Source organism: Nibribacter koreensis (assembly GCF_039541795.1).
In the GTDB taxonomy this organism is placed as follows: Bacteria; Bacteroidota; Bacteroidia; order Cytophagales; family Hymenobacteraceae; genus Nibribacter; species Nibribacter koreensis.
Genome location: NZ_BAABGX010000003.1, coordinates 552,028 through 574,147, shown reverse-complemented (window position 1 = coordinate 574,147; position 22,120 = coordinate 552,028). Strand labels below are relative to the sequence as shown.

At 49.5% G+C, this 22,120-nt stretch carries 22 protein-coding genes; 13 read left to right on the top strand and 9 right to left on the bottom strand.

The genetic code is table 11. The annotated features are described in order from the left end of the window. Together ABD880_RS17790 and ABD880_RS17785 are read left to right on the top strand one after the other, a co-directional pair. Positions 1-654, top strand: coding sequence for an alpha/beta hydrolase (locus tag ABD880_RS17790; RefSeq protein ID WP_345169195.1), 654 nt, complete (start codon positions 1-3; stop codon positions 652-654). A gap of 13 nt (positions 655-667) precedes the next feature. Then, positions 668-1,153 carry a DUF695 domain-containing protein gene (locus ABD880_RS17785; protein WP_345169194.1) on the top strand — a complete coding sequence of 162 codons (486 nt, stop codon included), beginning with the start codon at positions 668-670 and terminating at the stop codon, positions 1,151-1,153. Positions 1,154-2,002: 849 nt separating this feature from the next. Here the strand turns inward: ABD880_RS17785 and ABD880_RS17780 are convergent. The 5 genes from ABD880_RS17780 to ABD880_RS17760 form a co-directional block, all read right to left on the bottom strand. Then, on the bottom strand, positions 2,003-2,398 hold the full coding sequence (locus ABD880_RS17780; protein WP_345169192.1) for a VOC family protein: 396 nt from the start codon (positions 2,396-2,398) through the stop codon (positions 2,003-2,005). A 177-nt stretch (positions 2,399-2,575) separates the two neighbouring features. Beyond that, entirely contained in the window at positions 2,576-3,334 is a 759-nt protein-coding gene (locus tag ABD880_RS17775; RefSeq protein ID WP_345169190.1) for an SDR family NAD(P)-dependent oxidoreductase, read from the bottom strand. 13 nt (positions 3,335-3,347) lie between these two features. After that, positions 3,348-4,121 carry a type IX secretion/gliding motility protein PorT/SprT gene (gene porT / locus ABD880_RS17770; RefSeq protein ID WP_486348239.1) on the bottom strand — a complete coding sequence of 258 codons (774 nt, stop codon included), beginning with the start codon at positions 4,119-4,121 and terminating at the stop codon, positions 3,348-3,350. Then, positions 4,070-4,792, bottom strand: coding sequence for a bifunctional demethylmenaquinone methyltransferase/2-methoxy-6-polyprenyl-1,4-benzoquinol methylase UbiE (ubiE, locus tag ABD880_RS17765; RefSeq protein ID WP_345169186.1), 723 nt, complete (start codon positions 4,790-4,792; stop codon positions 4,070-4,072). The genes porT and ubiE overlap by 52 nt, the downstream gene beginning before the upstream one ends. A gap of 163 nt (positions 4,793-4,955) precedes the next feature. Further along, positions 4,956-6,905: an OmpA family protein gene (locus ABD880_RS17760; protein WP_345169184.1), complete on the bottom strand. Its 1,950-nt coding sequence runs from the start codon at positions 6,903-6,905 to the stop codon at positions 4,956-4,958. A 360-nt stretch (positions 6,906-7,265) separates the two neighbouring features. On the opposite strand from ABD880_RS17760, the gene yihA reads away from it, so the two are divergent. Genes yihA through ABD880_RS17745 form a run of 3 tightly spaced genes read left to right on the top strand, consistent with a single transcriptional unit; the run spans position 7,266 to position 8,830 of the window. Then, entirely contained in the window at positions 7,266-7,886 is a 621-nt protein-coding gene (gene yihA / locus ABD880_RS17755; protein ID WP_345169181.1) for a ribosome biogenesis GTP-binding protein YihA/YsxC, read from the top strand. Positions 7,887-7,908: 22 nt separating this feature from the next. Then, the gene (locus ABD880_RS17750; RefSeq protein WP_345169179.1) at positions 7,909-8,295 is read left to right on the top strand and encodes an energy transducer TonB; all 387 of its coding nucleotides are present in this window, start codon (positions 7,909-7,911) and stop codon (positions 8,293-8,295) included. A 25-nt stretch (positions 8,296-8,320) separates the two neighbouring features. Further along, positions 8,321-8,830 (top strand): DUF5606 family protein, encoded by a 510-nt coding sequence (locus ABD880_RS17745; RefSeq protein ID WP_345169178.1) that lies wholly within the window; start codon positions 8,321-8,323, stop codon positions 8,828-8,830. Positions 8,831-8,931: 101 nt separating this feature from the next. Here ABD880_RS17745 and fbp read toward each other — a convergent pair whose 3' ends face one another. Beyond that, positions 8,932-9,975 carry a class 1 fructose-bisphosphatase gene (gene fbp, locus ABD880_RS17740; protein WP_345169176.1) on the bottom strand — a complete coding sequence of 348 codons (1,044 nt, stop codon included), beginning with the start codon at positions 9,973-9,975 and terminating at the stop codon, positions 8,932-8,934. Between the two features lie 100 nt (positions 9,976-10,075). Between fbp and ABD880_RS17735 the strand changes: the two genes are divergently transcribed. From ABD880_RS17735 to ABD880_RS17705, 7 genes are all read left to right on the top strand, one after another. Further along, positions 10,076-11,353 (top strand): aspartate kinase, encoded by a 1,278-nt coding sequence (locus ABD880_RS17735; RefSeq protein WP_345169173.1) that lies wholly within the window; start codon positions 10,076-10,078, stop codon positions 11,351-11,353. A gap of 61 nt (positions 11,354-11,414) precedes the next feature. Then, a complete protein-coding gene (locus ABD880_RS17730) occupies positions 11,415-12,188 on the top strand; it encodes an enoyl-CoA hydratase-related protein (RefSeq protein WP_345169170.1) in 774 nt (257 codons plus the stop codon). A gap of 54 nt (positions 12,189-12,242) precedes the next feature. Then, positions 12,243-12,704 (top strand): DUF4265 domain-containing protein, encoded by a 462-nt coding sequence (locus tag ABD880_RS17725; RefSeq protein WP_345169168.1) that lies wholly within the window; start codon positions 12,243-12,245, stop codon positions 12,702-12,704. A gap of 486 nt (positions 12,705-13,190) precedes the next feature. Further along, the gene (locus ABD880_RS17720) at positions 13,191-13,817 is read left to right on the top strand and encodes a peroxiredoxin (RefSeq protein WP_345169165.1); all 627 of its coding nucleotides are present in this window, start codon (positions 13,191-13,193) and stop codon (positions 13,815-13,817) included. Between the two features lie 241 nt (positions 13,818-14,058). Then, on the top strand, positions 14,059-15,315 hold the full coding sequence (locus tag ABD880_RS17715) for a 3-deoxy-D-manno-octulosonic acid transferase (RefSeq protein ID WP_345169162.1): 1,257 nt from the start codon (positions 14,059-14,061) through the stop codon (positions 15,313-15,315). After that, positions 15,312-16,235 carry a ribosome small subunit-dependent GTPase A gene (rsgA, locus tag ABD880_RS17710; protein ID WP_345169160.1) on the top strand — a complete coding sequence of 308 codons (924 nt, stop codon included), beginning with the start codon at positions 15,312-15,314 and terminating at the stop codon, positions 16,233-16,235. The genes ABD880_RS17715 and rsgA overlap by 4 nt, the downstream gene beginning before the upstream one ends. 325 nt (positions 16,236-16,560) lie before the next feature. Next, positions 16,561-17,019 (top strand): peptidylprolyl isomerase, encoded by a 459-nt coding sequence (locus tag ABD880_RS17705; RefSeq protein ID WP_066505308.1) that lies wholly within the window; start codon positions 16,561-16,563, stop codon positions 17,017-17,019. A 250-nt stretch (positions 17,020-17,269) separates the two neighbouring features. Here ABD880_RS17705 and ABD880_RS17700 read toward each other — a convergent pair whose 3' ends face one another. Together ABD880_RS17700 and ABD880_RS17695 are read right to left on the bottom strand one after the other, a co-directional pair. After that, positions 17,270-18,247: a GNAT family N-acetyltransferase gene (locus ABD880_RS17700; RefSeq protein WP_345169154.1), complete on the bottom strand. Its 978-nt coding sequence runs from the start codon at positions 18,245-18,247 to the stop codon at positions 17,270-17,272. A 175-nt stretch (positions 18,248-18,422) separates the two neighbouring features. Then, entirely contained in the window at positions 18,423-19,964 is a 1,542-nt protein-coding gene (locus tag ABD880_RS17695; RefSeq protein ID WP_345169151.1) for a sigma 54-interacting transcriptional regulator, read from the bottom strand. A 99-nt stretch (positions 19,965-20,063) separates the two neighbouring features. Between ABD880_RS17695 and ABD880_RS17690 the strand changes: the two genes are divergently transcribed. Continuing rightward, on the top strand, positions 20,064-20,261 hold the full coding sequence (locus ABD880_RS17690) for a hypothetical protein (RefSeq protein ID WP_066505314.1): 198 nt from the start codon (positions 20,064-20,066) through the stop codon (positions 20,259-20,261). A 554-nt stretch (positions 20,262-20,815) separates the two neighbouring features. Here ABD880_RS17690 and ABD880_RS17685 read toward each other — a convergent pair. Beyond that, the gene (locus tag ABD880_RS17685) at positions 20,816-21,916 is read right to left on the bottom strand and encodes a vWA domain-containing protein (protein WP_345169148.1); all 1,101 of its coding nucleotides are present in this window, start codon (positions 21,914-21,916) and stop codon (positions 20,816-20,818) included. Between the last annotated feature and the right edge of the window lie 204 nt (positions 21,917-22,120).

Sequence of the window (22,120 nt, the reverse complement as noted above, 5' to 3'; positions counted from 1 at the left end):
TTGACTGCCCAACACCGTACTTTATCTGTTCCAAGAACCGCGCATCTGCACCAGCTAGGTACGCTGTCATCTGCCACCCAACACGTATGGGTGGTTTGTCACGGCTATGGCCAGTTGGCTAAGTACTTTATCCGGCACTTTAAAGGACTGGAGGATGAGCAGACGGTGCTTCTGGCGCCAGAAGCATTATCCAGGTTTTACCTAGAGGGTTTCTCAGGCCGCGTGGGTGCCACCTGGATGACAAAGGAAGAACGCCTCTTGGAGATTGACGATTATGTAGAGTACCTTAACTTGGTGTGGCAATTAATACAAAAAGAGGCGCCCAACGCCAGGCTTACCCTTTTAGGTTTCTCACAGGGTGCCGTCACGGTCTGCCGCTGGCTGGCGTTTTCTGCCGTTCCCTGTGAAAAGCTCATCCTGTGGGCTGGTGCCTTCCCAGAAGACATTGAATACACAGGCCTCAGCACCACGCTGGCCCATACGTCCGTGTACATGGTGTACGGCCTGCAAGACCCCTTCATTACCAAAGAGCGCCTGCACAACCAGCTAGAGATCCTCAGGTCTCAAGGCATCCAACCTATCCTAATTCCGTTTGAAGGCAAGCACGAATTGAACAAAGACATCCTGGCCCAGCTAAAAGCCAATACTATATAAAACTTACTTTGCTATGTCACATGCATCCTCCTCAGAACACTTAAAAGCGTTGATCACCCAAGATGACACTTGGTCCATGGCCGAGGGGGAGAATGCCGGCACCCCTTTTCTTGTTCGGTTCAGGCCGCATCTGCAGCCCTTCATCAATACGCACCAGTTCACCAAGCGCCTCATCATTCTTTGGAATTACGTTTCTGAAGACGAATACTTATTCCCCACTCCGGAAGATGCAGACATGATGGCAGACGCAGAAGAAAGACTGATTCACCATTTAGAAGCGAATGCCCAGACGGTTTTGGCTTTTGTCTTTACCGGGCAAGAACGAAGAGAATGGCATTGGTACACCTCAGACATGGCCGTCGCCCAGGAACAACTCAATGAGGCCTTGTCTTATTTTGGTCCATTACCCCTAGAACTTACTGCAGAAGATGACCCTGACTGGGAGGAGTACCTTTCCATTCTGGAAGGCATGGAGGATGCTGAGGATGGTGAGGACTAGGGGGATAGCATAAGGTGGTTTTAGCTTGTTTTCTGGGAGTCAAGCCTAAAACGCCTTTCAAATGTAAGAAAGGGGCTTCTTTGTCCCCCTTTGAAGGGGGTAGGGGGATGATTGCCGGTTGTGATTTATTCTTTCTGCCTTCACTCTTAACTCCCGCCGTTGTTGTGTGTTCTCACCAACGACCCAGACTGCCTTTCTGACTAGCTTTGTGCCTCTTCTATGGCGCGGATGTTACCTCCGTGACTTTTTGCCGTGCGCTTCCGTTGGCTAATCCTGAGCAATGCCGCTTCATCCGGTGCCCTTATGCCCTTCGTTTCATTGTTTCCGCCAAGCGCTCGCGGCCGCGGGGCCCCGTCTTCCCGCCTCGCGCTGTACCAGCTTGCCTCCTTTGCATGGCAGCTTCCCTGGGTATTTGACGGTTCCTGCCGGGGCATGACCGCTGGCCGGTTCAGAGGCAGCAACCTGCTTAGGCGACTCGACGGAAAGACTGGATAAGGTGCCAGTGGCAAAGGCTTCTACTAACCGCAGACTCCCCCCTTGAGGGGGGCTAAGGGGGGTGTTTACACCAACAGATGAATCACCTAGCAATCAACAAACGCCGCTACTCAAAGGACCTCGTTGCGTCCGGCAGGACCTGCGGACGTCTGTGCTTATGGCTTTGGCAATTGCAGATTCTCCCTAGAGCGCAGCTCAAAAGGAGGCTGTTTATACCGGCAGGTATATCAACTAACAATTAGCAATTAACAAGCAGCAATCAACCACCCCTCATCCTAACCTTCTCAATGAGGGAGAAAAGACGGCAATGTTCCGTTTTTGGGTTGTTTTACAGAAAACAGGTTAAAAATGACCTTACTCCTCGCCCCAGATGCCGGGCATGATGATCTCAAGTAGGTGTTGGTCTGGGTCTCTGAAGTAACAGGACCGGCGGCCGTGGGGCCAGATTTCTTCATGCTCCATGGCAATGCCTGACTGTTGCAGCATTTCCTTCCAAGCTTCATAGTCCTCGGGGCGGCACTCAAAGGCCAAGTGTATGTGACCAGACCCGAAGTGCGGCGGCAGCCCATGGTTGTCTCGGCTCATCTCTGGGTCAAAGCAAAGCAACACGGAACTCCCCACCCTAAAAAAGACGTACCGGCCCGGCATCTGTCCAATGATGGGTAAGTGCAGGATGTCGGCGTAAAAGTGCGTGGTGCGGTGCAGATCACGCACATACAGACAAGTCTCTTTGATTTGGGTGAATTCCATACGCGCAAGCCTTTTCTATTTCAACGAGAGGCCAATTCTAAAAGATGCTTCGTTTTTGACCTCTTTTCCAGAAAACAGCCCAAAAACGGCAACACCTCCTAAGGTGGTCTTAGGAGGTGTTGCCGTGAATGATTGAAATCTTATGTCTTATATCTTGTGTCTTGTGTCTTTAAGAAACTACAGCTGCTTGTGCATAACCGTGGCAGAAGCTTGGGCGGCAGGCAGAATCAAGACCTCGGCTAGGTTAACGCGGCTGGGGCGGGTGACCATGAAATGAATGAGGTCTGCAATATCCTCAGGTTGCAGGGCTTCATAGCCTTTGTACACCGTGGCCGCGCGCTCTTTGTCACCTTTGAATCTCACTTCAGAGAACTCAGTTTCTACGGCCCCGGGATTAATTTCAGAAACTTTCACGCCTTCTTGTACCAGGTCAATGCGCATGGCTTTAGAGAGGGCGTCTACGGCAAATTTACTGGCACAATAGACGTTTCCGTTGGCATAGGCTTCTTTACCGGCAATGGACCCAATGTTGATGATGTGACCGCTTTTGCGCGCCACCATGCCCGGCAACACCGCCTTGGTCACGTAGAGCAAGCCCTTTACGTTAATGTCTAGCATGGCGTCCCAATCATCTACATCACCAGACTGGATAGGCGCCAGGCCGTGTGCGTTGCCGGCGTTGTTGATAAGCAGGTCAATGGTAGACCAGTCAGACGGCAGGTTGGTAAAGGCGTCTTGCACCGCTACTTTATCCCGTACGTCAAAGGCAATGGGGAGAATGGTATCTTCGCCGTACTGGTTGACTAGTTCCTGCAAACGCTCTACGCGGCGGCCGGCGGCAATGATTCTAAAACCGTTTTGAGCCAACACCATGGCAGTGGCTCTGCCAATGCCCGAACTGGCACCAGTAATGAGGGCTGTTTTCTTCTGTGACATGGGAAAGGACAGATTACTCAAAGTTGAGGTAGAGCGTGATGGTATTGCTACTCATGCGCTGTATGCTGTTATTAAAGTTGTTGTCAACGGGCTTGTGCAGGTTGGTGATGCCTCTGGAGAAGCGTAGCTCAGGCGCAAACTTGAAGAACGGATAGAACATGTCCAGCCCTACGCCAAAATCCACGCTAAAATCAGTGGTGCCCACTTGCAGAATCTCATTGTCCTTTTTCTGGCCACCTACTACCACAGAAGGCTTGACGCCAGCAATAAAGTACATCTGCGTGTTCTTGCGGCGCAAGGACTCATACTTTAACAACACCGGAAACTCGCCGGCAAAGGTGTTGATCTCCTGCAGAACCGCTCCGTCCTCAGAGGGCTCAGTGGTGCCGGGTGCCGTCACGTCTCCCTTGTACTCTATAGAACGGCTATAATAGCCCACGCCCGGTTGCAGCCTAATCAAAAAGTCTGGCGACAGCCGGTAAGAACCAATAAAGTTCACGTTGAAACCTATGCCCATCTTGGCGTTCATGGAGATGTCATCGCTAAGGTCAGCCGTTTTAAGGCGGTCTACATAGCTGTTGGAATGCTCCAGTTGGTACCAGGACGTGTTCATGGCCAGAGAGAAGCCCCATCTAAATTGACGGCTCTCATAGCCTTGCAGGTTTTCGCCTTTGATGGTGCGCTGGGCAAATGTGGGTTGCGCTACAGTTGCTAGCACCACAGCCAACGCCAAGATTATTTTATGCCTGTGTAAATGGAGCTTATGCCAAATGTAAGTGAATGCCATTTTGTGTCTTTAAAACCAATTCTTTGGAAGATGGAAAGGAAGTCATTGCCGTCTGGGAATGCCTGCACAGACTCGGGCAGGTACGTATAGGCGGCGTTGTCCTTAGAGATCAGCTTGCCAAAAAGCGGTAGAATGTTTTTGAAGTAAAAATTATAACCCTGTTTCATGGGAAAACTCTGGGGCTTGGAGAACTCCAGAATCACCACCGTGCCCCCCGGCTTCAAGACCCTGTACATCTCAGAGAGGCCCTTCTCCAGGTTCTCAAAGTTGCGCACCCCAAACGCCACCGTGATGGCGTCAAAGTGGTTGTCTGGGAACTGGATATTTTCTGAGTCTCCTACGTGCAACTGGATTAAATGGCTGAGCCCGCGCTTCTGAATTTTCTCGCGGCCCACGGCCAGCATGCCTTCAGAGATGTCAATGCCCGTGATCTGCTGGGGCTTTAAACGAACTGCCTCCAGCGCAAAGTCTCCCGTGCCGGTGGCAATGTCCAGAATGGTCTTGGGTTGCGCCTTCTCCAGTAATTTTACGGCTTTCTTGCGCCATATTATGTCTATGCCGGCGCTCAGGAAATGGTTGAGGAAATCATACCGCTTGGCAATGCTGTTAAACATGTTTGCCACCTGGGTCTTCTTGCCTTCGTTTTGATCTTTATACGGTACTACTGACATTGATTGCTCATCATGTTATGGAGGGCAAAGCTACTATGCTTTAACTACATTTCCTGTAATATGTTGTACAGCCCCCGTCCCAATAAAAACGCCGCCCCGGCCATTGCTGGTCTGGGGCGGCGTTTTTGGGCTGGTTTCTGGATTTTAAGCCAAAAACGAATTCTTATTGCTTAGGAGCGTCACCTTTGATGATGGTGAACTCTGTACGGCGGTTCAGCTGCATGTTCTCAGCAGAGTTGTTTGGCGCAATTGGTCTGCGCTCACCGTAGCTTCTTGAGATTAAGCGGTTAGCCGGTACGCCTGCTTTGATCAGGTAGTCATACGCGGCGCTGGCTCTGTTCTCACCCAGCAGCATGTTGTAAGAGTCTGGCATTCTGGAGTCCGTGTGGCCGTCTACAGAGATACGCAGGTCTGGATTGGCTTTCATGATGCGTACAATGTTGTCCAACTCTCTGATAGACTCTGGACGCAGGTCCCACTTGTCAGTGTCAAAGTAGATTTTCTTGAAGGCGTAAGAAGCCACGTTGATGCTGGAACCTCCGGCAAAGTCAATGTAGAAGTCTTTCTCTACCACGGTAGTGTCTACCAAAGACAAAGGCACTTCAAACTGCTCTGTGGCAATGTTGGCACCGTCTTTAGAAAGCGTCACGGTGTAAGGACGGTTAGACAGAACGGTTACCTCATAGTTGCCAGAGTCTGGCTTGGTCACGTCACGGTACTCTAGCGGCGTGTTGGCAGCGGTCTTACCCGTGAACACCAACTCCACGCCTGGGATGATAGAAGAGTCACGCAGGCTGTACACATGGCCGCGCACAATGGCGTTTTTGATGTAGTTGATGGTATAGATGTCTTTCTCGCCGTAACCACCCATGCGGTAGGAAGACAAGTAAGCCAAGCTACCATCACCGCTCAAACGGTAATAGGTGTCATCATCTGGTGTGTTGATAGGATACCCAATGTTCACGGGACGGCTCCAACGACGGGCCACGGTGTCATACTTAATGGTGAAGATGTCATAACCACCCATAGTGGTATGACCGCGTGAGCTAAAGAACATGGTCAAACCGTCTGGCGTGAAGTAAGGGCTGTCCTCGTCAAACTGGGTGTTTACTCCGTTCCCGAAGTTTTTAGCCTCACCCCATTCTCCGTTCTTGTCGCGCTTGGCGTAGTAAATGTCTAGGTCACCGTTTTCTGAATACCGGTTGGTAGAGAAATAGATAGTCTGGCCGTCTGCGGTGATAAAGGCATCACTTTCAAATTCTCTTGAGTTGATGTTGCGGTTCAGCTTGGTTGGCTTGCCCCAGTCACCACCCTCACGGCTGGTCACAAAGATGTCACCGTTCTCATCCTGGCGGTACATTAACAATTTAGAGTCGTTGTCAAACAACTGGATGGAGGCATCATGGCCGGTACCGTTCAGCACGCCGCTCAACGCACGTGGCTGCTCCCAGGTGTCTACGCCTACTCTACGGGTCTCAAAGATGTCTTCAAAGTACTCTCCGTCATAGGCTTCTTTACCACCCGTTACGTTCTGCCCGCGCGAGGTGAACAGAAGGTAGTTGTTGTCTTTAGAGATAACCGGGCTGTGCTCAGAGAAAGGCGTGTTCACCGTTGGGCCCAGGTTCTTCACAAACACGTCCTTCTGGTTGGCTACTTCTTTCTTGGCGTTGCGCGCATGCTGAATCAACAAGGCTGCTTGCTCTTTGCCTTCTTCGTCACGCTTGCCCAGGGTTTTCTGATACTCCTGTGCGTGCTGGATGGCCTTGTCAAACTCATAGTTTACCAAGTCCACGCGGCCCAGCCAGTAAAGGATGTCTTCCTCTACCCTAGGCTTAAGCGAATAGGCTTTGTAGATGTACTCGCTGGCCTTCTCTTTGTCAAAGGCGATTAAACTGATACCAGCTCTGTACAAGGCCTTGGCATTGTCTGGCTCACGCTCCAACGCGCGCTCATAGAAAGGAAGCGCGGAACGGAAGTTGGTCTGGTTGAATAATTTGTCTCCGCTTCTGATCAATTGCCGCGTGCTCTGTGCCATAGCCGCAGTAGAGGCCAGGACAAAAAGCATAAGCGCAATTAAAGAAGATTTGAACATCCGCTTGTCTAAGTGATCCATAGGTAAAGATTTTGGTATAGCTTAATTTTGGGAACAAGTGCAAACACATAGTAGGTTGTTGGGCCAGAAAGCCGTTTTGACCGGGGTGTTCACTTGGCACTTGTGTACATGAAAGGACAATGATATTAAAAATTCCAGATATTTTATACGTAAATTAATGAGAGGCTGGTTTCATTAGCCCATGGCTATATATGAAATCCCTTTTCACCGGACTTATCCGAGATTCGATACTGTGAAAACAGGCCTAGGGTTGCCTTTTTAGCCATTTAACTTATCCACACCTAAAAGTATCGTAATTATTGCCTTGCCACTTTATTTGGTAACTTTGTGGTTGCCGCTTAAAGTTTTGAGGGAGAAACCATGAAAATCAAAGAAGCCAAGTTTATCTGCAGTAATACCCGGGCAGACCTCTGCCCTACCACCACGCTGCCAGAGTACGCCTTCATTGGACGGTCAAACGTGGGCAAGTCTTCTTTGATCAACATGCTCACCAACCACTTAAAGCTGGCCAAGACGTCTTCTTTTCCGGGCAAGACGCAGCTCATCAACCACTTTCTCATAAATGAGGAATGGTATTTGGTAGACTTACCAGGGTACGGCTGGGCCAAGGTGAGCAAGGACTCCAGAGAGGCCTGGCGCAAGATGATCAATTTTTACCTAAAGAAGCGGCCCAACCTGGCCTGCGTCTTTGTGTTGATTGACTCGCGCCTGCCCGCCCAGAAAGTTGATTTAGAATTTATAGAGTTATTGGGAACCATGGGGGTGCCTTTTGTGCTTATCTTCACAAAAACCGACAAGCAATCGGCACCCAAGACAGATTCTAACATTGCCGCGTTCATGCAGGTCTTGAAAGAAAGCTGGGAAGAACTCCCTACTATGTTTAAAAGCTCGTCTACGTCCAAAGAAGGCCGTGAGGAGATTTTGTCCTTCATAGAAGAGATCAACAAACGCTACCATTCCCAAGAAGAAGACTCATATTAATACTTATAACCGCTTAAAGAAAATGAAAGCCAAACACACTATTTTAGCCGCCATCTTAGTTTTATTCACAGCCGGCGCATTTGCCACTGCGTCTAATGAGCCAGCCACGGTTGCCGTGCAGACCACTAAGTACCCGGTGTCTGCGCATTATGAAGGCGGTCAGGATTCATTGGTGGCGCACATTAAGCGCAACATCCAGTACCCGGCCTCTGCCAAGCGTAACCGCGTGATGGGCCAGTGCATTGTCAGCTTCTTGTTGAACGAGGACGGCTCTACCAGCAACTTCAAGATTTTGAAGGAAGTAGGCAGTGGTACCGGCGCCGAAGCATTACGCGTGGTACAAAACTTAAAATTCAAAGCCCCAGGCTACAGCCAGACGTACAGCCTGCCGGTGAACTTTAAATTATAATCAACCCTAACCAACCTGTTTCTCTATGCCATTTGACCTGAGAGAGATTGCCTCTATTGCCGGCATGCCCGGTCTATACCGTATTGTAGCCCCTACCCGTAGCGGCATTATTGTAGAAAGCCTGGCAGAGACCCCGGTGCGCAGCGTGGCCCAGGCCCGCAACCGCGTGTCTATCCTGCATGAGATCTCTATGTACACCAATGACGAGGAAAGCACCGTGCCGTTAGAGGACATCTTTGACCGCGTGCGCAGCCAGTACGGTGACACCCTGCCGGTAACTGCCAAGTCTAGCAACCCAGAGCTTGCCAAGTTCATGGAAACCGTGCTACCTGACTATGACCAGGACCGCGTGTATGCCTCAGACATGAAAAAACTGGTGCAATGGTACACCTTGGTAAGCAAGTTTGTGCCGTACACAGAGGTAAATGAGGAAGCTCCTGCCAAAGAAGAGGCCAAGGCTGAGAAAACAGAAGACAGCCAAGAAGAGGCTCCTGCCAAAGAACCGAAGGCTAAAAAAGCGGCCGCCAAAAAATAAGCGAACCGCGCTCCTATATAACAGAAAGGCCCCAACCATTGGTTGGGGCCTTTCTGTTTTTGGCCTCTTTTCCAGAAAAGAGGCCAAAAACGAAGCTTGAATTAATTATGTGCAGTGGCTGAAATAGTTGAGGACACAGAAGCCTCAGAAGAAGCCAAAAGTCTCTCCACTTCTTCTACCATCTCAGTGGAGCCAATATAGAGCGGGCAACGCTGATGAAGATCAGTTGGGTAGAGTTCCATGATGCGCTCAGAACCGTTAGAAGCCTTTCCGCCGGCCTGCTCTACTATGAACGCCAAGGCGTTGGCCTCATACAACAGACGCAGTTTGCCGTTAGGGGCCTTGGTGGTGCTTGGGTACATGTAGATACCGCCCTTGAGCATGTTTCTATGGAAGTCTGCCACCAAAGAGCCAATGTAACGTGCCGAGTAGTTGCGCTCACGGCACAGCTCTACGTATTGCTTGATGGCCGGCTGAAACTGGTTATAGCTTCCCTCATTGATGGAATAGATGCTACCCGTGGTAGGAATGGTGATGTTAGGGTGCGATAAAAAGAATTCGCCCAGAGACGTCTCATAGGTGAAGCCATTTACGCCGCAACCCGTGGTGTACACCAGCATGGTGCTGGAGCCATAGATAATATAGCCGGCGGCCACCTGTTGCACACCGCGTTGCAGGCAATCCTCCAAGGTGCCTTCACAGCCCTGGTCAGACAAACGGCGGTATACAGAGAAAATAGTCCCGATGGACACGTTCACGTCAATATTAGAAGAGCCGTCCAGGGGATCAATGGCCACAATGTACTTACCTTTGTGATTGCCGGTCTGGATGACCTCTTCGTCTTCTTCAGAGATGATGGCACAAACCTCGCCGCCGTTGCGCAACGCTCTAATGAAACGGATGTTGGCCACCACGTCCAGCTTCTGCTGGTCCTCGCCCTGCACGTTTTGTTTGCCGTAGGCGCCGCCAATATCTGTTAAACCTGCGTGATTAATGGCGCGGTTTACGATCTTTGCCGCCAGGGCAATGTCACGCAACAACTGGGAAAGCTCCCCAGTGGCAAAAGGAAAGTCCTCTTGCTTGCGCATGATAAACCGGTCAAGCGTTGTGCCTACCGGCAGGGCCAGATTCTCTGTAATAGTCATATAAAAGAGGGGTAAGAACGAATTAGATTACGAAAATACTACTAATTCTGTTAGAGAGGGCAATGTTTTTATAAATTCGGCAATTTTTTAAGGCGTGTAAATGAAAGTTTTCAAATTTGGGGGAGCCTCTGTGAAGGATGCCTCGGCGGTGCGTAACATCTTCAAGATCCTCTCTGACCTGCCAGAGAAAGAGCAGCTGGTGGTAGTAGTGTCTGCCATGGGCAAGACCACCAATGCACTGGAAGACATCTATAGAAAAGCGCACCAACGGCAGGAATTTGCCCCAGCCTTGGAATCTTCCAAAGCCTATCACTTAGACATTGTGCGGGAACTGTTCCCAGACCCCGGGTGCCCCGTCTACGCAGAAGTAGCCGCGCAGTTTCAGGAGTTAGAACAAACGCTGTCATCTCTCCAGCCCGACCACTGGGACCAACAGTACGATCAGGTCATCAGTCGCGGCGAACTGCTCTCCAGTATCATCCTGCATCATTACCTGCAAAGCCAGGGCCTCTCTACCTACTGGCTGGACTGCCGCACCTGCCTGCGCACCGACAGTACCTGGCGCGAAGGCCGCCTGGACTGGACCTACACCGAGAACCAGATTCAAAGCACCCTGCCCGCCATTCTGCAGAAACAGATTGTGATTACCCAGGGCTTTATTGGCGGCACTGCAGACGGTCTCACCACCACCCTGGGCCGTGAAGGCTCTGACTACAGCGCCGCCATTTTTGCGTACTGCCTCAATGCCGCATCGCTTACCATCTGGAAAGACGTGCCCGGCCTGCTCAACGCTGACCCCAAACTCTTTAAAGAAGCCACCCGCTATGACGAGGTGGCCTACCAGGAGGCCATTGAGATGGCCTATTACGGCGCATCAGTTATTCACCCCAAGACCATTCAGCCGCTGGCCAACAAGTGCATTCCTTTGTATGTAAAGTCGTTTCTGCACCCAGAATTGCCCGGCACGGTGATTCATGACTGCCAGCACGGCAAAATTGCGCCGTCTTTTATCTTAAAGCAGAACCAATGCCTGCTGTCGTTCAAGGCCAAGGATTTGGGGTTCATCTCTGAGGAACACTTGAGCGCCATTTTTCAGGCGGTGCATGCGGTGCGGCTTAAGATCAACATGATGCAGAACTCAGCGCTTTCTTTTTCTGTGTGCTGTGATTATGACGAGGCTCGCGTGCAGCAACTCAAACTAAGCCTATCCGACCAGTTCATCATCAAATACAACCAGCCTTTGCATCTGTTCACCATCCAGAACTATGACAAGGGGAGCATTCAGCGCCTCACCAACGGCCGCGAAATCCTGATGGAACAGCGCACGCGTCATACGTTTCAGTTTGTGTCTAGACCCACCGACACCATTGAGCACTAAGCATTTTCCGTTTTTTGCCTATTTTCACCAAATCAACCCAAAAACGCCAAAACCCATTGCTATGGAATTCATAAAAGTAACCGAGCAGGCCCGCCCCCAGGTAGCTCTCATCCAACTAAACCGTCCCAAAGAACTAAATGCGCTTAACCTGCAACTGATGGGTGAACTGCGCGATGCCTTAAAAGAGCTGGACGACAATGAGAACGTGCGCGCCATTGTCTTGACGGGCAATGACCGGGCCTTCGCCGCCGGCGCTGATATTAAGCAGATGGCTGGCAAGACCGCCATTGACATGCTCAACATTGACCAATTCTCTACCTGGGACCAAATCAAGAAAACCAAGAAGCCCATCATTGCGGCCGTGAGCGGTTTTGCCTTAGGCGGTGGTTGTGAGTTGGCTATGACCTGTGATATGATTATCGCCTCAGAGACCGCCCAGTTCGGTCAGCCCGAAATCAAGATTGGTGTGATGCCCGGCGCGGGTGGCACCCAACGCTTGACGCGTGCCTTGGGCAAAGCGAAAGCCATGGAGATGGTCTTGACCGGCAAATTCATCTCGGCCCAGGAAGCCGAAAAGCACGGCCTCATCAACCGGGTGGTGCCGGTAGAACTGTACCTGGAGGAAGCCTTCAAACTAGCCACTGAGATTGCGCAACTGTCGCCGGTGGCTGTGAAGCTAGCCAAGGAATCTGTAAACCGTTCGTATGAAACCCATCTGGACGAAGGCCTTCATTTTGAGCGCAAGAACTTCTACCTCACCTTCGCCTCTGAAGACCAAACCGAAGGCATGAACGCCTTCGTGGAGAAGCGCAAGCCAACGTTTACAGGAAGGTAGTTTTCTTTAGACGCAAGACGTAAGATTCAAGACACAAGACGTTCAATCAACTACATGATTTCTACAGAAGAAGAAACTGAAGGTTTAGTAAAGGTATTCTTTGAGTTTTATAATGAGATTCTTGAGGAAGATTATGTAGAAAGCTTGTGGGCTTCCATTGAAAATGAAGAAGAAGGAGAATATAGATTAAAAAATATTCCCTTTTTTGTTACTAGTTATGCAAGCGAGGATGTTGTGTTGGCCGAAGTAGAAAATGGAAGATTGGTGGTCAAAGGGTTGATTAAAGAATCTGGCAATAGCACTTTGCAAATCATGTGTTTAAAAAAGGAAATGGCTCAGTCCATACAGAAAAAGCTGGAGGGGTTTGGATGTGCTTGGGAAGGCAGTCATTTACCTGGATACTTTTCTGTAGACGTTCCTGCAAATATTGATTACCAACCTATTAAAAAATATTTAGATGAGCTAGAAATGGCTGAAGTGATAGGTTATGCAGAAGCCTGTCTCGCTCATAAATAATTGTATCAAGTATCTTCATTCATCCCGTTTTTGGCCTGCTTTCTGGAAAGCAGGCCAAAAACGGGAATTGCTTTTTCAGACCTGACTAGGCTGTGGTTCATATTATAAATGACTATGCACTTACCTCAATCAGGAAAGACCAGTACAACAGGACCTATTAGATCTACTTCAGTAAGATGATATCTTGAAAAGAGAATAGATTACATTCATTATTCTATCAGCCATAGATAGAATCTATAAAATCGTATGATGGGTTTCTATAAATGATCCCGCTCCTCGGTTTTTGGCTTGATTCACAGGAAACAGGCCAAAAACGGAAGAAGCAATTTTCCTTGTAAGTGTATGTAGATACCCTTTTGGGTACTTCTATGTTAGGGTTCTTGGTTGTGGTTTAGGTATATGGGTTGTACCTTTGCACCCGCAAACGGGAAGGTAATTTCACCCATTTCCCGGCAAGGTTTAATTTACATTTTAACACATAGCATCATGGCAGTATTAGTAGGTAAGAAAGCTCCTGCATTTAAAGCGACCGCAGTAGTTGACGGTGAGTTTGTAGAAGATTTTTCTTTGGAGCAGTACGTTGGTAAGAAGCACGTTATCTTCTTCTTCTACCCACTGGATTTCACGTTTGTGTGCCCAACAGAAATCATCGCGTTCCAGGACCGTATGGAAGACTTTGAGCGCAAGAACGTAGCCGTAGTAGGTTGCTCTATTGACTCTCACTTCTCGCACTGGGCTTGGTTGAACACCCCGCGCGACAAAGGCGGCATTGAAGGCGTAGCCTATCCATTGGTAGCTGACACTACTAAGACCATCGCGACGAACTATGACGTGTTGGCCGGTCACTATGATTACAATGAAGAAGGCGAAATGACCTTCGTAGGTGAGCCAGTAGCATACCGCGGTTTGTTCTTAATTGACAAAGAAGGCGTTGTGCGTCACCAAGTAGTAAATGACATGCCACTAGGCCGTAGCATTGACGAGGCGCTTAGAATGATTGACGCCCTTCAGTACTTTGAGGTGAAAGGCGAAGTATGCCCGGCTAACTGGGAAGAAGGCAAAGAAGCCATGGAAGCCACCCGCGAAGGTGTTTCTAGCTACCTAGCCAAGTAATTTAACAAGAGCTCAGCTCTTTAATGTAAGAAGCCTCTGCCCCTGGTAGAGGCTTCTTTGTTTTAAACGGCTGGGTTTTACCTGCCAAATCAAAACAGCCACTACCTAAAAACCGTTAAACAGACAGGCCAAGATTCTAAGCGAAGGGCAATTGTAAAATACCCTTACCTTTGTTTCCAATAAATGAATATACCTTATCAGGTGGTATTCCCCCAAACCTACTAACGTACACACAAAAGGTATGTCTTTGATTTTATACAATGCCGGCATTCAAGCCTATGGACTGGGAGCCAGAATGGCCGCTCCATTCCATAAGAAGGCCGAGCTTTGGGTAAAAGGCCAGAAGAACCTGCTGGAAGACATTGGCGCCAGGATGAAGGGCAACAAAGAGCCCGTGGCCTGGTTCCATTGCGCCAGCTTAGGCGAGTTTGAACAAGGCCGTCCCCTGATAGAGGCCTTCAAAGAGAAATACCCCGATTTTAAGATTCTACTCACCTTCTTCTCCCCGTCAGGGTATGAAGTAAGAAAAAACTACGCGGGCGCAGACTACATCTTTTATCTGCCATTGGACACGGCTAGCAACGCCAAGCGGTTTATTGCCAGGGTGAGGCCCAAGGTAGCATTCTTTGTGAAGTATGAGTTCTGGCACCACTTCTCCAAAGAACTGAAGAAACGGCACATTCCCTTATTCTCCGTATCTACCATCTTCAGGCCCAACCAGATTTACTTTAAGAAAGGCGCCGATTTTTACACCAGAATATTAAAACGATTCACCTTCTTCTTCACCCAGAACCAAGAGTCCGCTGAGTTATTGGCCACCATTGACATCAGCAAAGCCACCATGACCGGTGACACCAGAATGGACCGCGTACTGCACACGGCAGACAACGTCGCTCCTATTCCATTGGTGGAAGCTTTTAGACAGGACAGCCCCGTGATGGTAGTGGGGAGCAGTTGGCCGCAGGACATGAAAGTGCTTCTACCCTTCATCAAAAAGCAGGTAGGCAACCTCAAGTTCATCATCGCGCCTCATGAGATAAAGGAGAAGGAGCTTACAGAGATGTCACAACAGTTGGCGGGCAAAGCCGTGCGGTTCTCTCTGGCGAATCCAGAAACGGTGGGCTCGTTTGACGTGCTCTTGATTGACAACATTGGCATGCTTAGCGCGCTGTACCAGTATGCAGATTTTGCATACGTAGGCGGGGCGTTCGGGAAGGGATTGCACAACACGCTGGAACCCGCGGTGTTTGGTCCGCCCTTGTTTTTTGGGCCCAAGTACCAGAAGTTTCAGGAGGCCATTGACTTGGTAGAGTTGGGTGCGGCGTTCCCCGTGAAATCAGCGCAGGAGTTGGAAGAGATGTTCAACAAGGTGTCTAGCAATGACAAGCAGATGGCCAAAATAAGAGAGCACATTAAACACTACATACACAAACAGGCAGGTGCCACCAGTCGCATTTTAGAGGCGCTGGAGACCTGGATTCCCGTTCCTACTACATGATTGGCACTGTCATAAAATCAACCGGTTCCTGGTATCTGGTGCGCAACCATGCAGATTTACAACTGTACCGGTGCCGCCTAAGAGGAAAGTTCAAGAACAAAGGCCTTAAGGTCAGCAACCCCATTGCCGTAGGCGACGAGGTGACGCTGGAACTGGAAGGCAACGAGGGCCACGGCGTCATTACTGAGATTGCTGTGCGCCGCAACTACATCATAAGAAAGTCTACGCACAAAGCGCACCACGCCCACATTGTAGCCTCTAACCTGGACCAAGCGTTTCTAGTGGTGACGCTGGCCTCGCCGCGTACTTCGTTCGGGTTCATTGACCGCTTTTTAGTGACCGCAGAGGCCTATCAAATCCCCACTACCCTGCTCTTTAACAAGAGCGATCTGTATGATAAAGACGCCCAGGCCTATTTGAAACAAGTGATGGCACTGTACAGTCAGATTGGGTACCCGGGCATCAGCTGCTCAGCGCACAGCGGCGAAGGGATTGAAGAAATAAAGGGGCTGCTCAAAGACAAGACCACCTTGCTTTCGGGGCACTCAGGGGTGGGCAAGAGCACGCTCATCAATGTGCTGGTCCCAGACTTGGACTTGAAGACCACAGAAATCTCTGCCTTCTCAGACAAGGGCGTGCACACCACCACGTTTGCGGAGATGTTTGAAGTAGAACCGGGCACCTACCTCATAGACACTCCGGGCATCAAGGAACTGGGCGTGGTAGAGATGAAGCGCGAGGAAATTGGCCTTTACTTCCCAGAGATCCGTGACATGAGAAGCCAGTGCAAATACCATAACTGCCTGCACCTAAACGAACCTGGCTGTGCCGTGCAAGCCGCCGTCAAGGCTGGCAAAATCGCTCTTCCGCGGTATGAGAGCTACTTGAGCTTGTTACAAGACGAGGATAGCCACCGGTAGAATTAATTAATAATTAAGAATTAATAGACTGGCCTTGTTATAGGCTCTCGCCACCCTTCCACTTTGTCATCCTGAAAGTGGCACATCCCGGGCTTGACCCGGGGGACTTTGTGGGCGAACTAGACAGCAATAGTTAAGCGCTAAATCCGTTTTTCGCCTTGTTTCTGGAAAACAAGCGAAAAACGGAAGTGCTATCAGCAAAGTAGGCTTAAGCCTAACATTTTAAATTTGCGTACCTTTGTAGTCAGAATAAACATGCTGGTTATTTAAATAGCACATCAGCACATTTACTCATTAGCACATTAACCAAAGCACATTATATAACATGAAAACTGCAGAAATCCATACCGCCAAAGGTGTCATGAAAGTAGAATTCTACGAGCAAGACGCGCCAAAAACCGTTGAGAACTTCACCAAGCTGGCCAAAGACGGCTTCTATGATGGCTTGGCGTTCCACCGCGTATTGCCTGACTTCGTGATTCAGGGTGGTTGCCCAAATTCACGCGAAGGTTCTAAAGGCATGGCCGGCACCGGCGGACCAGGTTACAAAATTGACTGTGAATTGACCGGCGGCAACCAGTACCATGACCGTGGTGTGTTGTCTATGGCCCACGCTGGCCGTAACACTGGTGGTTCACAATTCTTCATCTGCCACAGCCGTAACAACACCGCCCACCTGGACAGAAACCACACCTGCTTCGGGAAAGTGGTAGAAGGCCTGGACGTGATTGACGAAATCAAAGCCGGTGACAAAATCGAGAAGATAGTTGTGACGGAAGCATAAGCTTCTTTAGATGTTAGTAGCTAGATTTTAGACACTAGACTTCTTTTAAATCAAAATAGCCGAGGAATGTTCGTTCCTCGGCTATTTTTTTGGAATTAGGTGAAAAATAGTTGCTACCGCAAGTTTATAACTTGTGGTTGTGATGAGGCAAGTTTTCAACTTGCGTAGGTTGGCAGAAGAGAGACGCAAGTTGAAAACTTGCTATAAGAATGGCTCCAAGTTGAAAACTTGAAGCAGAGGCAACCAAGATTTACTTTTTAATAAAAGAGTAGGCTTTCGCTCTGAGCTGTTGTAGCCACTTGATGGGTGCTGGAAGGTTGTTAGCTTTGACAGACAGGAAATACGTGGGCGTAGACCCAAAACTGCTGTAGAAGTCTGAGATGGGCCCCACTTCCGGAGCCTCAAAGTCATACACCAAATCCTGCCCAGCGTAGGTCTGCAGAATATGGTCTACCAGAAATGAGATGGCGTTGGTTTTCTTGCCTTCGGGGGTAGAGGAGTTGAAGATGTAGATGAGCTTCTGGTTGTAATGGAAGAGCATGATCATGGCCACCACTTCTTGCCGCGCATTCACCGCCTCATGCATAGAGACTAGGCCGCGTTGATTGGCTGCTTCATAGAGTTGCCGTAGCATCTTGTACTCATAAGCCTCTCCTATGACCCCGTAAATCTTGTGGGCAATGTGCTGGTCAAAAATCTGGATAATGAGGTCTATGTTGGTAGAGGGCCTTACAGTTAGGCCCGCGCGTTTGGCTTGGTTAATGCGCCAGCGCCGGTCTTTCCGGTAGCCAGACACAATAGCTGGGTAGCCCTGCTTTAGGTCTAAGTGATAAGTAGAGAATCTATCGGTTTCAAATTTTGGCAGGCCGCTATTTACCAGTTCTACATTGCCATTATTGAACTCATAGCTAGAAATCAATTGGAAGTTCTGGTACAGCAGACGGCCAATCTCCTCCCATTCTGCTGGCGTGAGCGGTTGCGCATGAAATACTCCCAGCTGCTGCGCGAAGATAGGCTGACGCACTATGTTCACCCCAAACTTCTGAACCACCGGAATGGGCATTATGGCCACGTACTTGCCATTTTCCTTTTTCACAATGGCGTGCCAGTCTGGCGCTACAATGTCCAGATACCAAGTAAACCCATAGATGATAGCATTGGGCGAGGCCTCCAGGCAACGGTCCCATTCTGCGTAATCTATCTCATGGTGTTTCAGGTACTGGAGCATATTGGCGCTAAGTGAAGTTTAGGACTTTGATTTTATTGCCTACTTCAGCTTCAAAGTAACAAATAGTTCTTCACTACGCCTTATTTCTGCTGAGCATTAAAAGCAAAAGCGCCCGTATTGCTCATTGGCAACAGGGCGCTATCCTTCATTTTTGGCTTATTTTCTGGGAAACAGGCTAAAAACGGTCTTCGTCTTCATCGTCCTCATCTTCTTCGCTCAAGCTAAAGCCGCCGCCAGAGAACATACTGCTCAAGAGGTCCTTGAACTGAAGTCCGGCGGTGAGGCGGTTGCGTGAAATCAAGCTGTACTCTGCCAGGCCGTGCAAACAGAACTCCATCCAGAAAAGGTGCTCAGCTTCCTTCTTGGGCGTGGGCTGAAACTTATTTACCACTTCAGAAAGGCCCGGCACCTGGTTGAGTTCACGTTTATAGTCGGCGTCTGAGGCATCGTTCAAAATGTCCAGGGTGTGACCGTCAGAGAACCACTCGGTTACTTTTTTGTAGGGGTCCTTGTCCTTCTGCTTTTTGAACTTGTCCGGGTCTGGGAAGTAGTGCACAAACTGCGTCCGGATGGCTTTGCCCATTAACCTATAAGCTACGCCACCGGCTCCCTCCTGCTCGCCTTCATACACCAACTCTACTTTACCCGTCACCGACGGCACTGCGGCCAGAAAGTCGGTGATGCGTACATGAGTTTTAGCTTCGCCGTTCAATAAAACGCGGCGCTCAGCGGCGCTAATCACGCTTTCATAGGCAGAGATGGTCAGACGCGCCGACACGCCGGATTTAGCGTCTACGTACTCGCTCTCGCGGGCCTCAAAGGCAATCTGCTCTACTAGATCATGGATAAGCTCATGACCCAGCACGCGGTCCTTCTGGGCGTCTGTGATGCGCGCCTCCTGCTTGGTGATGCGCTTGCCCACTTCCAGGCTCTTAGGATAGTGGGTGATGATTTGGGAGTCTATGCGGTCTTTGAGCGGCGTCACTATAGAGCCGCGGTTGGTATAGTCCTCTGGGTTGGCCGTGAATACAAACTGAATATCCAGGGGCAGTCTAATCTTAAAACCACGTATTTGGATATCCCCTTCCTGCAAAATATTGAACAAGGACACCTGGATGCGGGCCTGCAAATCGGGTAGCTCATTGATGACAAAAATGCCACGGTGGGCTCTTGGTATCAACCCGAAATGAATCACGCGCTCATCTGAGTACGGCAACTTGAGTGTGGCCGCTTTAATAGGGTCAGCATCGCCAATTAAGTCGGCCACAGACACGTCTGGGGTGGCCAGCTTCTCAGTGTAGCGCTCGGCGCGGGGGAGCCAACCCACAGGCGTCTCGTCGCCGTGGTGGGCTATCTGGTCCAAGGCGTACCGGGAGAGCGGTTGCATTGGATCATCATTGAGCTCTGAGCCGGCCACTACGGGCACGTACTCATCCAGCAGGTCTACCATGAGGCGCGCAATACGCGTCTTGGCCTGCCCCCTCAAACCCAGCAGGTTGATGTGGTGTCGGCTTAGGATGGCCCGCTGTAAATCTGGAATAACCGTTTCTTCATAGCCGTAGATGCCCGGAAAAACGTCTTCGCCGGAACTTAGCTTTTTGATGAGGTTGGCTCTTAATTCTTCTTTGACACTGCGCGGCTCATAGCCGGCGGCGTTCAACTGCCCCAAAGTCTTTATTTTCAAAAGCTGGGCGGGTGCTATATCTGTATAATGCATTTTTAAGGACTGATGGCTAAATAATTGTTGATTGCTGGTTGTTGATTGTTCTATCCTGACTTACGTAAAAATGGTATTGCGTATTGGTGTCTTTGTCACATGAAAAAAACTGCTGTGCCTACGTGGTTAACCGTCATTGCAATCATCTTGTTTGTATGCGGGCTGCTTTTGCGCGTTTTCCATCTGGCCAGCCTCACAGTGGTGTTCATTTTCATTGGCCTGGGCCTGGTACTCAGGGTCATCGCCCGCGTGCTCAATTACCAGAACGACCGCTCAGAAGCCCAAGACCAGGACTAGCCGTTTTTGGCCTGTTTTCTGGAAATTAGGCCAAAAGTGAAAGCTAAATTTCCTTGCATTTTCATTACTGTAAGTATTTTCTATACATTCCAGTCTTAATTCTCTTCTCTGTGAAAACGTCTTCTATCCTGTATCTGATTGCTTCTATCCTTATAGTCATTGGTTTAGTATTACAACTCACCCATGTTATCAGTCTGACTTATTTCAACTATGTAGCTGGTGCCAGCTTGATGCTAGGCATCATGGCAAATGGCAAGCGGAGACAAGAGATAAAATAAAAACTTAGCGTTTTGATCTGTTTTCTGGAAAAGAGGTTAAAAACGGAGCTTGCATAAGGAGCTTCTCCGTCCCCCTTTGAAGGGGGTAGGGGGATGATTCACTCATGTAGAGCAACTCATTCCCGAGAATCATTTTTCTCATTCATAAACTGCTGATGTTGGGATTTCAACCTTACTTATCATCCCCCTACCCCCTTCAAAGGGGGACGAAATGCGTGCTATCATCTCCAAACTTTTGAATTGTTCCAATAGCACATTACCCAATTAGCACATTAATTACACCCGTTTCTTGCGGTTACGGCCGTAGTCTCTGAACACCAAGTCTCCCAGACCTTGCAGACTGCTGTAATAAGCCTGACCGTTGTTGACCTGGGTGAACTCTTCTACAAACTGTTGCAGGTACGGGTCTGAGGCAATCATGAAGGTGGTGATGGGGATGTTGAGCCTTCTGCATTGCGCGGCCAGGTTGAGCGTTTTGTTCACCACTTTCCTGTCCAGCCCGAAACTGTTTTTATAGTACTTAAGGCCTTCTTTGAGACAAGTGGGCTTGCCGTCTGTAATCATGAAGATTTGCTTGTTGCTGGTCTTTCTTCTTCTGAGCAGGTCCATAGCCAGTTCCAGGCCCGCTACGGTGTTGGTATGGTAAGGACCCACCATCAGGTAGGGCAAGTCCTTAACGGTAATCTGCCAGGCGTCATTCCCGAACACGATGATGTCCAGGTTGTCTTTGGGGTATTTGAGTTTGACCAGCTCGGCCAGGGCCATGGCTACCTTCTTGGCGGGTGTGATGCGGTCCTCACCGTACAGTATCATGGAGTGCGAGATGTCAATCATGAGCACGGTGCTGGTCTGCGTTTTGTGTTCCCGCTCGGTTACCTCCAGGTCATTTTCTGTCAGGAAGAAGTCATCGGTGAGGCCGTGATGAATCTGGGCGTTCCGGATGGATTCTGTGAGTTCAATCTGCTCGGGCGCATCCCCGAACCGGAATTCGCGGCGGTCTGCGTTGGGCTCATCGCCAATGCCCGACTTGGGTGTGGTGTGGCTTCCGCGGCCGCCTTTCTTCAGCTTCCCGAAGATTTCTTCCAGCGCGCTCTTTCTAATCTTCTGCTCCCCTTTGGCCTGCAGTTGAAACTGACCGTCTGGGCCTTTGTCATCTATGTAGCCCTGTTTCTTGAGGTCTTCAAAGAAATCGCCCATGCCGTAAGAATCGTCGGTGAGGCGATACTTCTGGTCCAGTTGGTTGAGCCAGGACATGGCTTCGGCTACATCACCCGCGGTGAGGGTGATAATCTGCAAGAAAATGTTGAGCAGTGCCTCAAACCCCTTCTGCGTGGTTTCTTCGGGCACAAAATTGGTAAATCTATATCCGGCTGACATGGTAAAAGACATAAGTTGTGAGACACAAGATACAAGGCGCAGGTAAGAACAGTTTCTATTAGATGGTATCCTTTTCTACACTTTACTCCTGAAAGAACAAAGAACGTTCTTAACCAAGTAACAGAAGAAAATCTTGTGTCTTATGTCTTACGGCTTGTTTCTATAACTAAACAACGAGTAAACGGCATTGTTCCTTAAATGCAC